This is a genomic window from Klebsiella sp. K-3 (genome assembly GCF_051207495.1).
In the GTDB taxonomy this organism is placed as follows: Bacteria; Pseudomonadota; Gammaproteobacteria; order Enterobacterales; family Enterobacteriaceae; genus Klebsiella; species Klebsiella aerogenes.
The window spans coordinates 342,721-358,135 of record NZ_JBPNXF010000003.1 but is presented as its reverse complement, the minus strand read 5'-3'; the positions used below and the strand labels follow the sequence as shown (position 1 = coordinate 358,135).

Sequence of the window (15,415 nt, the reverse complement as noted above, 5' to 3'; positions counted from 1 at the left end):
CATCATTTTTTGAAAATGATATGCGCGAATATATATTAATTTCTGTATGGTTTTTAAACAGTGATTGGGTAATTCACTCCGTCCCCTTTTTTATTTAATCATCAAGGTCAGTGGTGATTGTGCAATAAATAACGGACGGGCTAATTTTTATAGGCGGGCGCTACAGTGAGTGGCTGCTGATTTTTCGGATGCAAAAAATAAGGGGCAAAAGCCCCTTTATCTTTATTTCAACGCATCTTGTTATTAAGTTTCACCGCTCAGCAGGTGGTTTACTGGACCGGCTGGTACTTTTCGCCATGCTGGCAAACACGCCGTCGCGGAATATCCATGCGTGCACTAATGCCGCCGAGAGATGTAGCAACACCACCGCAAAGAGCAGTTTAGCTAACAGGCGATGGGCGTCGTGAAACCAGGCAAAAAGCGCCGGGCTGGTCGGGGTAATGGCCGGAAGGTTAAGTCCTTCAAACATAACTATCGGAACGCCCGCAGCCGACAGTTGCGCCCAGCCAAGCAATGGCATTGCCAGCATCAGCGCGTATAGCGCCCAGTGTGACGCTTTTGCCGCCAGCATCTGCCAGCGTGAGAGCTCCGCAGGAAGATGTGGCGGCCGGCTATAAAACCGGTTGGCCAGGCGAATGAGCGCCAGCAGCAAAATAGCGATCCCCAATGGCCGATGTACATCCACCAACCAAATGCGATGGTGTAATGAAGTCATCATCGCGGCGCCGATGAACAGCATGGCCAGGATCATGATTGCCATCAGCCAATGCAGATATCTCGCCAGAAGGTTGAAATGCTGCGGCGCGCGCCTTTGGTCAGGTTTATTCGATATCATTTAACCTCCTGTTTTTGCACGGCTTCGGTTGCTTTGCCGTAGCCAATTTCCCGTTCGCGACGGCTCCAGGAATGCGAATAGGCGCCAGAGCGCGCATTTAAGACGGGGTCGTTAGAGACCTCTACTCCAGCAGGCACGATGGAGGGATCAAAGTTAACGTCACGGCAGGCGCCTTCGGCTTGGGCGACGAGTTGGGTGACTTTGAGCGTACCGGCGACGACCTGCTGGCGATCCTTTGGCCATGGCTGCGAAGGGTCATCCACCGCGTCGCCAGATTGGGCGAGTTGCAATACCAAATCCCAGTAAATAGGATGCTGAGAAAGCCGCTGCTGTAATTGTTCGAACAGGAAGTTATGGTCGGCTTTCTGTCGCTGTTCATCAGCGATAGAGACAAATGGATCGTGCGGCCGCATCATCCAGCGTACGGGCTGGCGCTGGCGGTCAGCGTTCACAAGATAGAACGCGTTAATGCTGTAAAATGTCGCCCCGGCAAAGCCGCCTGGCGCTGGCTTTTGCGCCGCCCACTGCAAATATTTACCGGCTTCCGGGTAGGCCTGTAAAAATGCCGCGAGACGTTGCGGATCGGGCTTACCGGTGGCCGGGTCGACGGCGGTGGCCTTCTTCATGGCAAGAAAGCCCTCCGGGTTTCGCGTGGCGAAGTAGGGCTCGTTGTTCATTGCCATGCGCCATTGCTGTTGATCGTCCGTTTTCAGTAGCAGCGCCATGCTCAGGGTTTTCGTTGAATTATCAGCCGCGTGTGGATTACCTGCGCCAATGGAGAATCGCCCTACAACGGGGGTTTTCGACTGTGAAAAGAGCCGCGCGGTGGAATAAGAAACGGCTGGAGCGGCTGGCTCGAACGTCCCGCTAAAACAGATCCCTTTGCCGTGTGCCCGGCGAAACCCGGCAGGAAAAGGCTTGACTGGATCGGGGACTAATGACTGGCTGGTGGTTCGCGAACCCAACCAGCCTGAGGTCCAGGCGAATGCCGCCGCCGTTGCCCCGACGATGACCGCGATGGACGCCAGCGCGCGCCAGGTATTTGGGGATCGGAAATCCAGTTTTGACATAGACCTTTTCCTGTTATTAAGTTTTATTCCACATCACGCTTACTTTATTTCAAATAACGCAGTTAATATCGTGAAAATATAGGGGTATTATTGATATATGGACGTTGTCGCTATATTTTTTTATGTGCTGGGAAAGATTGTGTTTATTATAATTTAGTTGGTTGTTTTTCTTCTTTAACCGCATTTTTATTCTTCATGAATTATCATGATAATAATTATAATTGGTGCGCGAACGAAAGAAACAATATCACGAAAAGTTTATACTTCTGTGCAGTTAACGTGATAATAAAAAATGTCATTATCCGCGCCGGATGACGGGCATCACCGACCCGATTCAGGGTATAGTGAAAGCCAAAGTGGTCTCGGAATACATTGCCTACAGCGTGACGAGGGTAATGTGTTGAGCTATATATCTATGTTGGATAAATTTCACTGAAAAATCAAAGTGATGAACGATAAAAAATGGATTAAAGCAGAAGACGTGGCGAAGCTTGCCGGCGTTTCCCGTTCAGCAGTCTCCCGCGCTTTCACGCCTGGGGCCTCGGTGTCGCCGAAAACCCGCGCCAAAGTGCAGGCCGCCGCGGAAGCTCTGGGCTACCAGGTCAATATCATCGCCCGTACGATGAACACCGGCAGCAGCAACTTTATCGGCATCATCACTTCGGGGTTCGATAACCCTTTTCGCAGTAAACTGCTGGCGCCGCTCATCCACCAGCTGGCGCTGCATGGATTTATGCCATTGTTGATGAACGCCGATGATCCGCAGCAGTTAGCCCCTTCGCTAAAACATCTTCTCAGCTACCACGTCGCAGGCGTCATTATCACTTCCGGCGCGCCGCCGCTGGAGCTGGCTGAGGAGTATCTTGCGCGAAAAATTCCCGTTACGCTTATCAACCGTCACGCTGAGCTTCCCGGTTGCGATCGCGTCAGCAGCGATAACGCGCTCGGCGGGAAACTGGCCGCTGAACTGTTGCACGCAGGCCAGTGCCGGGACGTCGGTTTTATTGGCGAAAATCGTGACAATTTCAGTACCCGTCAGCGCTACGAGGGGTTTATCCACCATGCCAGCGGGCTAGCTGTTACGCCGCATTTCTGCGAAACGGGCGGTTATCAGTCCGGTTTTGCTGCCGCTCGCCGGCTCGCCGCGGAAAGGCCAGGATTGCAGGCGCTGTTTTGCGCCACCGATATGCTGGCGATTGGGGCGATGGATGGGCTAAGAGCGGATAATCCAGCGGCCGTCCTGCCGGCGATTATTGGCTTCGATGATATTCCCCAGGCGGAGTGGCAGCCTTATCAACTTACTACTATCCAGCAGGACACCACGCTGTTGGCTTATCACGCGGTGGAGATGCTGGTTAGCCGGATCGCCAAATTCAATCAACCTTCACGTCATCGAGAAGTTGCCGTGAAATTAATAATTCGTAATAGCGCTAAATGAAAAATTCGTTTTATGATGAATCGATCACAGAATTATCGCTAAAATCCATCCACACTCACTGCGCTCTTCGGGGCTTTTTTAAATAAAATTGCACACGTGTGCAAAAGGAGTAAATGATGACATCACTGGATTCCTCTGCGCTACAGGCCCGCTATCGCCTGGCCTGCGAGCTGGCGAAAGCGGGTGCCGAGCTGGCTTTCGAATATTATCAGCAGCGCGAGGCGCTGGCGGTAGAGCATAAGGGCAATGACCTTCAGGACGTGGTGAGCGTGGCCGATAAACGCGTAGAAGCCTTTGTTAAGCAGCGCATTACTGACGCGTTTGCGGAGGATGGTTTTCTCGGCGAAGAGAGCGGTACGCAGATGCCGGACGCCAGGGTGCTATGGGTGGTTGATCCCATTGATGGCACCAGCTGTTTTTTGAATGGGCTGCATACCTGGTGCTTGTCGCTGGCGATCGTCGTTGACGGCGAGCCGGTGGTTGGCGTCGTCTACGATCCCAATCATCGTGAACTGTTCCACGCGCTACGGGGCCATGGCGCCTGGCTTAATGAGACGCCAATCCGCCCACATCCCGCAGCAACGGTCAAAGAAGGGGTGATGGGCGTCGGAACGTCGCATCGGGTGACGCCGGCGCAGTTCCTGCCTTTTCTTGACGCGCTGCTCAGCGATGGCGGCATGTTCATCCGCAATGGCTCCGGCGCGTTGATGAGCGCATGGGCGGCCGCCGGGCGACTGATTGGCTACTATGAACCGCACATGAATCCGTGGGATGCCTTACCCGGTCTGGTGTTGATGCGCGAAGCCGGGGGCGTCGCCAACGACTTTCTGGCGCAAGAGGGGATTCGCCATGGTAATCCCCTCCTGCTGGCCAGCCAAACGCTGTATCCCCAACTACAAAAGATGATCCTTCAACCATTACATTAACCCTTACAGGTTCGGGCTGTTTCTGATTATGTACCCTACACAGTAACGATAACGACCCTCACGGACGAAGCACATCAATCAGTCAAGCCTCCGACCGTCGGAGAAACTATATGTCTGGAATTATTAATTTTTTCCGGGCGTCGCCGCCGCAAGCGGGCGCCGCGTTTGATGAAAAACGTTTTCGCCGGGTACGTTGGCAAACGTTTATTGCCATGACCCTGGCCTACGTGACGTTCTACGTCTGCCGCTTATCGTTCACCGTGGCGAAAAGCGCGCTGGTGGAATTAGGCATTACCCCAACGGAGTTGGGGATGATTGGCTCGACGCTATTCTTTAGCTACGCCATCGGCAAACTGGTCAATGGTTTTATCGCCGATCATGCCAACGTGGTGCGCTACATGAGCCTTGGTCTATTGCTCAGCGCCGGGATGAACCTGCTGATGGGCATGACCACCAATGCCATGCTGCTGGCTATCTTTTGGGGGATCAACGGTTGGGCGCAGTCGATGGGCGTCGGCCCTTGTGCGGTTTCGCTGGCGCGCTGGTACGGCTTTAAAGAGCGGGGAACGTTTTACGCCATCTGGTCGACGGCGCATAACATCGGCGAGGCCATGACCTACATGGTGATCGCCGCGGTGATCGCGGGTTTTGGCTGGCAAATGGGCTACCTCTCCACGGCTGCGCTCGGCGCCGCTGGCGTGGTGCTGTTGCTGCTGTTTATGCGCGATTCGCCACAGAGCTGCGGCTTTCCCTCCATTAATGTGATTCGTGATGAACCGCAGGAAGAGACTGAAGCGCGGGGATCGGTGTTCAAAAACCAACTGCTGGCATTGCGTAACCCGGCGCTGTGGACGCTGGCGCTGGCATCGGCATTTATGTATATCGACCGTTATGCGGTGAACTCGTGGGGGATCTTCTTTCTGGAGCAGGATAAAGCTTATTCCACCCTTGAGGCTTCTGGCATCATCGGCGTTAACGCGATCGCCGGTATCGCCGGGACCATCATCGCCGGCATGCTCTCTGACCGCTTTTTCCCGCGCAATCGCAGCGTCATGGCCGGGTTTATCAGCCTGCTGAACACCGCGGGTTTCGCCTTAATGCTCTGGTCGCCGCATAATTACTACACCGACATCCTGGCGATGATCGTCTTCGGCGCGACCATCGGCGCGTTAACCTGTTTCCTCGGAGGGTTGATCGCCGTCGATATCTCTTCACGCAAAGCGGCGGGGGCAGCGCTGGGAACCATTGGTATTGCCAGCTATGCCGGGGCGGGGTTGGGCGAATTTCTGACCGGGATCATTATCGATAAAACCGCGATCCTCGAAAACGGGAAAACGCTTTATGATTTCAGCACGCTGGCGTTGTTCTGGATAGGCACCGGATTGGGTTCCGCGTTACTCTGTTTTACCACCGCCGCCATCGTCGCCCGACGCCATGCCGTCGAACGGCAGACTTCATTCTCCTCATAACTGATTAATCGATAAGGAAGATTTTATGATGCCTGCAAGACATCAGGGCCTTTTACGCCTGTTTATCGCCTGTGCGCTGCCGCTGCTGGCGATGCAATCCGCCGTCGCGGCGAACTGGCAACTGGAAAAAGTGGTGGAGTTAAGCCGCCACGGCATTCGTCCGCCAACGCCCGGCAATCGTGAAGCTATTGAAGCCGCGACCCAGCGTCCATGGACCGAATGGACCACCCACGATGGGGAGCTGACCGGACATGGCTATGCGGCGGTCGCCAATAAAGGGCGCGCGGAAGGGCAGCATTATCGCCAGCTTGGCCTGCTGCAGGGGCAGTGTCCCAGCGCGGAGGATATTTATGTTCGCGCCAGCCCGCTACAGCGTACCCGGGCAACCGCGCAGGCGCTGGTAGATGGGGCATTTCCCGGCTGCGGCGTGGCGATTCATTATGTCAGCGGCGATGCCGATCCGCTGTTCCAGACCGACAAGTTTAGCGCGACGCAAACCGATCCCGTCCGCCAGCTGGCGGAAGTGAAGGCGAAAGCCGGCGATCTGGCTAAGCGTCGGCAGGCCTTGGCGCCGACGATCCAGTTATTAAAAGCCGCGGTTTGCCAACAGGATAAACCGTGCCCCATTTTTGATAAGCCCTGGCAGGTGGAGCAAAACCAAAGCGGTAAAACTACCATTAGCGGGCTGAGCGTGATGGCCAATATGGTTGAAACGCTGCGTCTGGGCTGGAGTGAAAACCTGCCCTTGAGCCAGTTGGCGTGGGGGAAGATTACCCGCGCCAGCCAGATCACAGCTATTCTGCCGCTGTTAACGGAAAACTACGATCTCAGTAATGACGTGCTGTACGCCGCGCAAAAGCGCGGCTCGGTGCTGCTCAACGCGATGCTGGACGGAGTGAAAGCGGACGCCACGCCGAACGTACGCTGGCTGCTGCTGGTGGCCCATGACACCAATATCGCGATGGTGCGCACGCTGATGAATTTTAGCTGGCAGCTGCCGGGCTACAGCCGGGGTAATATTCCGCCGGGCAGCAGTCTGGTTATAGAGCGCTGGCGCAACAGCAAAAGCGGCGAACGTTATCTGCGCGTCTATTTCCAGGCGCAAAGCCTGGACGACCTGCGACGCCTGCAGATGCCGGATCGTCAGCACCCGATGCTGCAACAGGAGTGGCGTCAGCCTGATTGCCAGCAGACCAGCGTGGGCACGTTATGCCCGTATCAGTCCGCGCTGGAGGCCTTAGGTAAACAGATCGATAAAAGCGCGGTACCGCCGGTGAATATGGTTCTTTAATCAGCGCAAACGCCATAATCCTTAGCAGAAATAGAAGGAATATGGCGTATTGCTTAAAAGCGTTAGTGATTCGAGTAATAATTCCAGAGATATTGGTTTAATGGACGCATGGCACTAATTTCCTGAGAGAAAAAATAAGCAAGCCTCCTCTGAGTTTTGTTACGTCTTTATGTAATATGCCTTGGTTTTTTGGAATTTTTAGGAAAACATTTAGGTGCGCTAAGATTGTTCACAACTCAGGAGTTGGTTACCATTTAACTTCTCAAGGTAGTGCTCTGTAATAGTATAGATATTTACTTTAAAGAGTAGGGGGATTTTTAATACTTCAATTAATAACATATTGAAGAGGTTGGTAATAGTCATATTTATTGGCGGGCTAAATTGGGTTGGTGTGATATTGGTTTTGTTGGATTTTATGCCACCATTTTCGTGGGAGTAAGTTAAAGCTAAAAAGGATTTATGCAATGGTTGAATATTATTTTGGCCATGATGGCCTCCACAATATCTCTCCTTTTGATAGACCAGCAACATGGGGAGGGCCAGGTCCGGTTGATTTTAATTTTCATGATCTAGCAAAACAATTGGACTGTTCGCGGAATTTCAATCGAGTTGGTATTATTTATTCTAATGGTGTGAGCCAATGGTTGGTAAGACCCTCCCGGCGGATTGCCAATTCGGCCCAAAGCATAGCAAGTCATGTTATTGTCACAAAGGTTTGTGATATCTCACAAGAAGGTTCCACAAAAGCTATTGTTAAGACACTTCAGGCACCATCACTGGCCACCGAAATTACATCAACGGCACTTTCATGCGGAGCGGCTGTAATCACATTAGCCCTTGCTCTTACTGGAACGGCGATACTTCCCATTACGGCTGGAGCATCGGTGCTGGTAGCCGGAGTTATTGCTGCCAGCGGCGTAGCTACCGTTGGGCAATGTTTTATCGGTGCGGGAAGATTATGGACAATAAGTAGAGGTGGGGAAGAGCGTTTAGCATGGCTTGATTCGCAGGATTGGTATCTTACTACGACTACTATCCTTGATATCATTTCTCTTGCAGGTGCCGGAGCTGGGTTAGCGAAATCGATCGAAGTGTGGAAAACGATGAAAAAAATATCTTCAGCAGAAGCTTTATCATGGCTCAGAGGCCTAAGTAGATTTGAGCGTAAGCGGCTTACTTATGAAATCATTCGTAATGAAAATCCGGGAATATCTAACTCTGGCATAAAAGCTGCTATAGAAATGGGGCGTTATCCTAAACGATTTCCATCTGAAGCATTACAACGAACTCTACAAAGGGAGTTGATGCAAGTGATTGTTAACTCATCAGCATTTGCAGGAAGCGGCATTTCCGGAACTGTTAGAAATCCACACAATCTAAAAAAAACAGGACAATATGTGATAGGGATAATACAATCCTTTTCATTAACATAAAATCTGGTTGGCATAATGATTGAGCATATAAAAAACAGCCTTGTGTTAAATATTGATGTGGAAAAAAATCTTGCGTCAATGAGTCCCCGGCAACTTGAGATGGTTAAGCAACGATTGACCGAATATGTAGGAGCAAGAGTCGGGGGACATACGCTCAGTATTCCAATGGTGGGCGGAATACTATTTGCTGTTTTTTGCTTTGTTATGCCGCAAATTACCGTGTGGGAAATTATATTCAGACTTAATGGATGGCCTGATTATGCTATACTGGCTGCAGTTTTTCCCACGGGGGGGTTATATAGCATATTGATTTGTATTCCGGCGTTTCTTACTTCACGAGGCCGATTGATAGGTCTGAAATCTCTTTTATTTGTCATTACTGGGACAGGAATTATTGCAATAGTATTTTTATTATTCACTGTTATTACTTTCATTATGGGGGGAGGTAATGATGCGGGCGATCTCATCGGTGCTATTTTAGCGGTGTTTTTTATCGCGATCAGCATCAAATGCCTCAATACGGTTATGTTTACTAAAACAATCGCATTTTACTTACTAAATCGGGTCTCCCGCCAGCAAACAAAATTGCAACACTCATCAGGTAAATATTTCGGGCGTCGATGATTGTTCATACTTCTGCGTTAGTTACTATTTGAGTATTCAATGCGTGACGATATCGTAGTCTGGATATTGACTTTAAGAGCGCGCTGTCATTATGTATAGCTGTTAGATTATTTATCCTGGCCTAGCAACAATTTCTTGAACAGCACCGGTCTGGGGTTTGCCGATGGGGATGCCGACCCCTCTTTCTTGTGGGTTTTGCTGACGTTGATGATGATTATGACCGTGGGGTTGAACTATCTCATCCGTAAGATTGTGCCAGGAAATAGAGTATGAAATTTATGTGAAGTTATTAAACAACGGACCTTTGCTGGCCCGTTATTTATCCACATCATCCCCTTTTCTTCAGCTATTCACCTTCATCGCCATAATAGAGCTTGCCGATCTTAATTAGCGGTCGGCCCTGGGATTTACGGTGCAGATTGCTATCGCGCAGCGAGTAGACGCAGCCGCAGTACTCCTGCTGGTAAAAGCGCTCGCGCTTGCTGATATCGATCATCCGCGAGGATCCACCCTGTTTACGCCAGTTATAATCCCAGTAGACCATGCCTGGATAATGCCCGGCGGCGCGCTCGCCGCAGTCGTTGATTTGCTGCATGTTCTTCCAGCGTGAAATTCCCAGCGAACTGCTGATAACGCTAAAGCCGTGCTCGTAGGCATAGAGCGCGGTGCGTTCGAAGCGCATATCAAAGCACATCGTGCAGCGCACGCCGCGCTCGGGTTCCCATTCCATCCCCCTGGCCCGCGCGAACCAGTTATCGGTGTCATAATCGGCATCGATAAACGGCACACCGTGTTTGTGCGCAAAACGAATATTCTCTTCCTTGCGGATTTCATACTCTTTCTGCGGGTGAATGTTGGGGTTATAGAAGAAAATGGTGTAGTCGATACCGGAGGCCTGAATCGCCTCCATCACTTCCCCGGAGCAGGGGGCGCAGCAGGAGTGGAGCAGCAGTTTATCGGCTCCGTTGGGCAACGTCAGCTGTGGGCGCTGGAACTCGGACATCAAGTCATTCCTGAAGTAAATACATCCAGCGCCAACTGTAGCATTTTGAAGGGCTGCTAACCTTCCCCAGAAATGTCAGGCCGCGCATCCTCACGCGGCGCTGAATTCATCTCAAATTAACCTCTCACGCCGAGATAGCCGTGGATCGCCATATAGATCCCCACCGCGCCGATTAGCACGCTGGAAAAGTAGGGGGCCCGACGGGCGAGAGTATTAAAACCACTCCAGCGTTTGGCCACCTGGCGAACGCTTACCGCCGCGCCAACGCCGACGGTGACCAGCGTCAACGCCAGACCGATGCTGAAAGATAGAACCAGCGTCGCACCTAAGGTCAGGGCTTTGAGCTGGATGCAGATAAGCAGTACGGTGATCGCCGCCGGGCAGGGGATCAATCCGCCGGTCAGGCCGAACAGTAAGATCTGCCAGTTGGTGACCTCCCGGCCGTCGAATCGACGTTGAATATCGTTCGCATGGGCCCGCTCGTGGGCGTCCTGATAGGCCTGACTTCCTTCCTCAAGGCCGTCCAGTTCATGATGATGATGTTCATGAAACGCCAGATCATAATCGTGGGTATGGCGCTGGTGGCCGAGCGTCAGGCGTACGTTCAAGTCATGCGGTTCCGGGATGGTCTGCGCGGATTCTAAATAATCGCCTTTATCAACAAAAGAGAACATTTGCGCGAAGCTGCTCCCGCTGCGCCGTGTCGCCAGTGAGACATCGCCAGCGGCCCATCGGTTGCCACTTAGCGTGCGTATGCGCCAGCGCGGCGGTTCTCCTTCTTCGAAGATGGAAAGGGCGATTTTACCGTGGCCGGTGTCGACGATTTGCGTTTCATCATCATGATGATGCTCATCCCGATCCTGCATGGCCTGCAGCCAGTTACGTTCACCGCGCCAGGTGCGCCAGAACATCCATATTGCGGTACCGAGAATGATGAACGCGGAAACCAGCTGCAGCCAGGGTTCAGCCGCTTCGGCGATAAATTTCTGGCTAAAATACATGCCGCCAAAGGCGATCAGCCAGACGATGGCTGTATGCGAAAGGGTCGCGGCGAGGCCCAGCATCACCGCCTGACGTACCGTGCCTTTAATGGCGATGATGAACGCCGCCATCATGGTCTTTGAATGGCCCGGTTCCAGGCCATGTAGCGCGCCTAACAGAATGGCGCTGGGAATGAAAAACCAGGCATTGCCCTGCTGAAGTAAAGGTAAGAATTCGTTCATAAGAAGAGAGTTGGTTGTCGTTGGTGAACGGGATTCTACTCCCCCCCAGTATAAGATACTACCCCCCAGTAGATTACAAACCTATAATTGAGGCATTGAGTTCGCCAGTGAGGTTAACGTGTCGCATACGATTCGGGATAAAAAGAAGCTGCAGGCCAGAGCCAGCAAGATTGAAGGGCAGGTGAGCGCGCTGAAAAAGATGCTGGATGAGCCGCACGAATGCGCCGCCGTGCTGCAGCAAATTGCCGCTATTCGCGGAGCGGTAAACGGGCTAATGCGTGAAGTGATCAAGGGCCATCTGACGGAACATATCGTTCATGAAGGCGATGAAGTGAAACGTGAAGAGGATTTGGACGTGGTGCTGAAGGTGCTGGATTCCTATATCAAATAGCGGCCACGGATAGCGCCGGCGGCGACAGACGCGCCGCCGGCTTCAGCATTAGCTGTGTTTGTTTTTCATCTCAAAACGCGGTGATACCAGGCCGTACAGCGTCCAGCCCATAAAGGTCACAATCGCGCCGTAGAGCATCGCCTCTTCGCCGGAGGAGTACAGCGCATAGAAGCTGTATACCGCACCGATAAAGGCAATCACGTTGGTGGATCGCGCTTTGCCCGGTTCCACATTGGCCATTTTCTGGATAATCGCCAGCGCGGCCATCGACAGAATGTACGGGATGATGTTAGTCACCACCGCCAGGTTAACCAGCACGTTGAACTGATTACTCAACGACGGGCTAATGGTCATCAGCGACAAGCCGGTTTGCAGGATAACGATGGTCAGCATCCCTTGAATCGGCGCGCCGGAAGCCGAGACGCGGGAGAAGATTTTCGGGAAGTAACCTTCGTCAGACGATGATTTAAAGACCTGCGCGATGGTGAACTGCCAGCCAAGCAGCGAACCGCAGCAGGACATCACCATCAGCCCCATAATCACTTTACCTACGCCAGGCGTGAACATCTGGGCAAACGCCAGGCCAAACGGCGCCGTGGAGTTAGCCAGGTCCATGTTCGGCACGATCCCGGCGATGACGTTGGTCGAAACGATATAGATAACCGCCGCGCCGAGGGTACCGCCGAGTACGGCGATCGGCACGTTACGTTCCGGGTTTTCGACTACATCGGTGTTGGCGCAAGCGGATTCCAGACCGAGGAAGGCCCACAGCGTCATGGCGATTGACGAACCAACGGCGCCGAAGAACGGCACGTGGTGCGGGTTCCAGGACTCGACGTACATCGTCGGGCTAAACCAGAACCAGCCGATGACGCACAGGCCGACGACCGGAATGATCACCCCCCATACGGTGATGCTACTGATCTGGCCGGTAATGCGCGCGCCGCCGAAGTTGGCTACGGTACAGATCCACAGTACCCCGATAGTCGCCAGGCCAATCTGTACCGGCGACAGGGTGGCGCCGAACAGCTCGGTGCCGTAACCCACCGCGGAGATAGCGATAGCGACGTTGGCGATCAGCAGCGAGACGCCGTAGGTATAGTTGGCCATAAAGTTGCCAGACTTGCCGAACGCGTACTCGGCGTAACCGCCCATCCCGCCCGATTTACGGCTGAACATCCCGCATTTGGCGAAGGCCCACGCCAGAGCCATCGATCCTACCGCCGTCACCAGCCAGGAGATAATGGAGATAGTCCCCACCTCCGCCAGCTTGGTGGGCAGCATGATGATGCCGGAGCCCATCATGTTGACCATGGTTAAGATGGTGAGCTGTACCACTCCCATCTTGTTACTGGATTTGCTCATACAGTTTCCCCTTTCAACAGCGCGCTTTGTTTCTCGCTTTCCGCGATGACATAGCACCAGACCTGTTTACGGCCATCGTGCTCCTGGATATAAACCCCCTGCAGTTCCGGCGCGAAGCCCGGCAGCAGGTTGATCCCTTCTTCCAGTGCGGTGAAGTACTGCAGCACTGCGCCGCCCCAGACTTCGCCCGGGACTACGCACAGCACTCCCGGCGGGTAAGGCAGGGCGCCTTCAGCGGCCACGCGGCCTTCGGCTTGCGGCAACGGCACCAAATCGACCTGGCCGCGCAGATAGGCGTAGTTAGCCTCTTGCGGGTTCATCACCACCCGTGGGAAGTGATCTTTACGGAACATCTCTTTTTGCAGCTGTTTGACGTTGTGACGGGCGTACAGGTCATGCATTTCCTGACACAGCTGGCGCAGGGTATAACCGGCATAACGTTCTTTGTGCTGGCTGTAGATAGACGGCAGAACTTCCTGCAGCGGCGCATCGGCGTCGAGCAGTTTATCGAAGCGCGCCAGCAGGGCGACCAGCTGCTGCAGTTTGGCCATATCTTCCGCTGGGGTCAGCAGGAACAGAATGGAGTTGAGGTCGCATTTTTCCGGTACCACGCCGTTTTCACGCAGGAAGTTGGCGAGAATGGTGGCCGGTACGCCGAAGGAGTCATATTCGCCGCTGGCGGTATTGATACCCGGCGTGGTCAGCAGGAGTTTGCATGGATCGACAAAGTACTGATGCTCGGCATAACCGTCAAAGGCGTGCCAGCGTTCGCCTGGGCCAAACTCGAAGAAGCGCAGGTCAACGGCGATTTGCGCGGTTTCATATGACTGCCATGGTTTACCATCGACCATTTTTGGCACAAACGGACGGATGTGCTTACAGCTTTCAAGGATCAGCTTACGCGCCTTGATGCCGTTCATGACGCAGTCCATCCACATGTTGCGGCCGCTTTCGCCTTCATGCATTTTGGCGTTGATATCCAGCGCGGCAAACAGCGGATAGAACGGGCTGGTGGAGGCATGCATCATAAAGGCGTTATTCAGACGCTTATGCGGAACGTAACGCTGCTGGCCTTTGATATGGCTGTCTTTTTTGTGGATTTGCGAGGTTTGGGAGAAACCTGCCTGCTGTTTGTGCACCGACTGGGTTACCAGAATGCCCGGATCGTTTTCGTTCAGCTCCAGCAACAGCGGCGAACAATCAGCCATCATCGGAATGAACTGTTCATAGCCGACCCACGCGGAGTCAAACAGGATGTAATCGCACAGATGACCAATTTTATCGACCACCTGACGAGCGTTATAAATGGTGCCGTCGTAGGTACCTAACTGGATCACCGCCAGGCGGAACGGGCGGGCATCCTGTTTCCGATTCGGCGCCACTTCACCGACCAGCTCGCGCAGGTAGCGCTCCTCGAAGCAGTGGGCGTCGATACCGCCGATAAAACCGTACGGGTTACGCGCGGTTTCCAGATAGACCGGTGTCGCCCCGGCTTGCAGCAGCGCGCCATGGTGATTGGATTTATGGTTGTTGCGATCGAACAGTACCAGGTCGCCCGGGGTCAGCAGCGCGTTGAGCACCACTTTGTTAGAAGAGGAGGTGCCGTTGAGCACGAAGTAGGTTTTATCGGCGTTAAAGACCTTTGCCGCATGCTGTTGGGCAATGCATGGCGCCCCTTCGTGGATCAGCAGGTCACCCATGGCGACGTCGGCGTTGCACAGGTCGGAGCGGAACAGCGTCTCGCCGAAATACTCGACGAACTGATTACCGGCCGGATGACGGCGGAAGAATTCCCCCCCCTGATGCCCCGGGCAGTCAAAGGCGCTGTTGCCCTGTTTAACGTAATCGACCAGCGCGCTAAAGAACGGCGGACGCAGTTCGGTTTCATATTTATGCGCAGCGGCTTCTAACTGGCGGCCGTAGAAGTCGTTACGGGTTTCGTCGTGTTCAAATACCCCCTGCACCGAAGCCATATATTCGGCTGGGACAACTTCTTCTTTATTAATAGCGATAAATACCGGGATGTTATAGCCGGTAGCCTTTAACTCATCGAGTTTACCGCATTCGATATCTTCCAGGGTTAATACTACCGCGGCCACATCAATAAAGTTGGTTTCGGTAGTATTGACAATATTACGCTGGGTAGAAAAACAGTTTGGACATGTACGGCTAACGGCAATTTTTAAATCAGTCATTGTTATCTCTTTATTTTCAGATAATAGCAGGCCCTCAATTTCTCGAATGAGAAATTGATTACGCCGGACAAAAGGTAATAGTCTGCCGCTGATATAATAAATATCAGTAGAGTACCTTTTGAGATGCAATAAACCCTACCAGTCCGGTGGCT

Annotated in this window: 13 protein-coding genes; 7 read left to right on the top strand and 6 right to left on the bottom strand. The window is 53.0% G+C overall.

Annotated features, from left to right (window positions below; all coding sequences use genetic code 11):
- Positions 1-250: 250 nt before the first annotated feature.
- Both ACSEMK_RS06745 and ACSEMK_RS06740 read right to left on the bottom strand, forming a co-directional pair.
- Positions 251-835, bottom strand: coding sequence for a cytochrome b (locus ACSEMK_RS06745; RefSeq protein WP_430914679.1), 585 nt, complete (start codon positions 833-835; stop codon positions 251-253).
- A complete protein-coding gene (locus tag ACSEMK_RS06740) occupies positions 832-1,905 on the bottom strand; it encodes a catalase family peroxidase (protein ID WP_430914678.1) in 1,074 nt (357 codons plus the stop codon). The genes ACSEMK_RS06745 and ACSEMK_RS06740 overlap by 4 nt, the downstream gene beginning before the upstream one ends.
- A gap of 481 nt (positions 1,906-2,386) precedes the next feature.
- Here ACSEMK_RS06740 and ACSEMK_RS06735 point away from each other — a divergent pair, with 481 nt between their 5' ends.
- The 6 genes from ACSEMK_RS06735 to ACSEMK_RS06710 all read left to right on the top strand — a co-directional run bounded on the left by ACSEMK_RS06735 (position 2,387) and on the right by ACSEMK_RS06710 (position 9,086).
- Entirely contained in the window at positions 2,387-3,343 is a 957-nt protein-coding gene (locus tag ACSEMK_RS06735) for a LacI family DNA-binding transcriptional regulator (protein WP_275518429.1), read from the top strand.
- A gap of 116 nt (positions 3,344-3,459) precedes the next feature.
- Complete coding sequence (locus ACSEMK_RS06730) at positions 3,460-4,269, top strand: inositol monophosphatase family protein (RefSeq protein WP_087859732.1); 810 nt, start codon at positions 3,460-3,462, stop codon at positions 4,267-4,269.
- Positions 4,270-4,379: 110 nt separating this feature from the next.
- Complete coding sequence (locus ACSEMK_RS06725) at positions 4,380-5,738, top strand: MFS transporter (RefSeq protein WP_430914677.1); 1,359 nt, start codon at positions 4,380-4,382, stop codon at positions 5,736-5,738.
- 25 nt (positions 5,739-5,763) lie between these two features.
- Complete coding sequence (locus ACSEMK_RS06720; RefSeq protein ID WP_430914676.1) at positions 5,764-7,029, top strand: histidine phosphatase family protein; 1,266 nt, start codon at positions 5,764-5,766, stop codon at positions 7,027-7,029.
- A 464-nt stretch (positions 7,030-7,493) separates the two neighbouring features.
- Complete coding sequence (locus ACSEMK_RS06715) at positions 7,494-8,462, top strand: hypothetical protein (protein WP_213793535.1); 969 nt, start codon at positions 7,494-7,496, stop codon at positions 8,460-8,462.
- 15 nt (positions 8,463-8,477) lie between these two features.
- Positions 8,478-9,086, top strand: coding sequence for a hypothetical protein (locus ACSEMK_RS06710; RefSeq protein ID WP_213793534.1), 609 nt, complete (start codon positions 8,478-8,480; stop codon positions 9,084-9,086).
- Positions 9,087-9,432: 346 nt separating this feature from the next.
- Here ACSEMK_RS06710 and ACSEMK_RS06705 read toward each other — a convergent pair whose 3' ends face one another.
- Complete coding sequence (locus tag ACSEMK_RS06705; RefSeq protein WP_020078001.1) at positions 9,433-10,089, bottom strand: epoxyqueuosine reductase QueH; 657 nt, start codon at positions 10,087-10,089, stop codon at positions 9,433-9,435.
- Between the two features lie 116 nt (positions 10,090-10,205).
- The gene (locus ACSEMK_RS06700) at positions 10,206-11,312 is read right to left on the bottom strand and encodes a nickel/cobalt efflux protein RcnA (protein WP_430914675.1); all 1,107 of its coding nucleotides are present in this window, start codon (positions 11,310-11,312) and stop codon (positions 10,206-10,208) included.
- A gap of 118 nt (positions 11,313-11,430) precedes the next feature.
- On the opposite strand from ACSEMK_RS06700, the gene rcnR reads away from it, so the two are divergent.
- A complete protein-coding gene (rcnR, locus tag ACSEMK_RS06695; RefSeq protein ID WP_015369853.1) occupies positions 11,431-11,703 on the top strand; it encodes a Ni(II)/Co(II)-binding transcriptional repressor RcnR in 273 nt (90 codons plus the stop codon).
- Between the two features lie 48 nt (positions 11,704-11,751).
- On the opposite strand, the gene potE is transcribed toward rcnR, so the two are convergent.
- Together potE and speF are read right to left on the bottom strand one after the other, a co-directional pair.
- Positions 11,752-13,068 carry a putrescine-ornithine antiporter gene (potE, locus tag ACSEMK_RS06690; protein ID WP_015369854.1) on the bottom strand — a complete coding sequence of 439 codons (1,317 nt, stop codon included), beginning with the start codon at positions 13,066-13,068 and terminating at the stop codon, positions 11,752-11,754.
- Complete coding sequence (speF, locus tag ACSEMK_RS06685) at positions 13,065-15,263, bottom strand: ornithine decarboxylase SpeF (RefSeq protein ID WP_113372992.1); 2,199 nt, start codon at positions 15,261-15,263, stop codon at positions 13,065-13,067. The genes potE and speF overlap by 4 nt, the downstream gene beginning before the upstream one ends.
- Positions 15,264-15,415 lie beyond the last annotated feature (152 nt).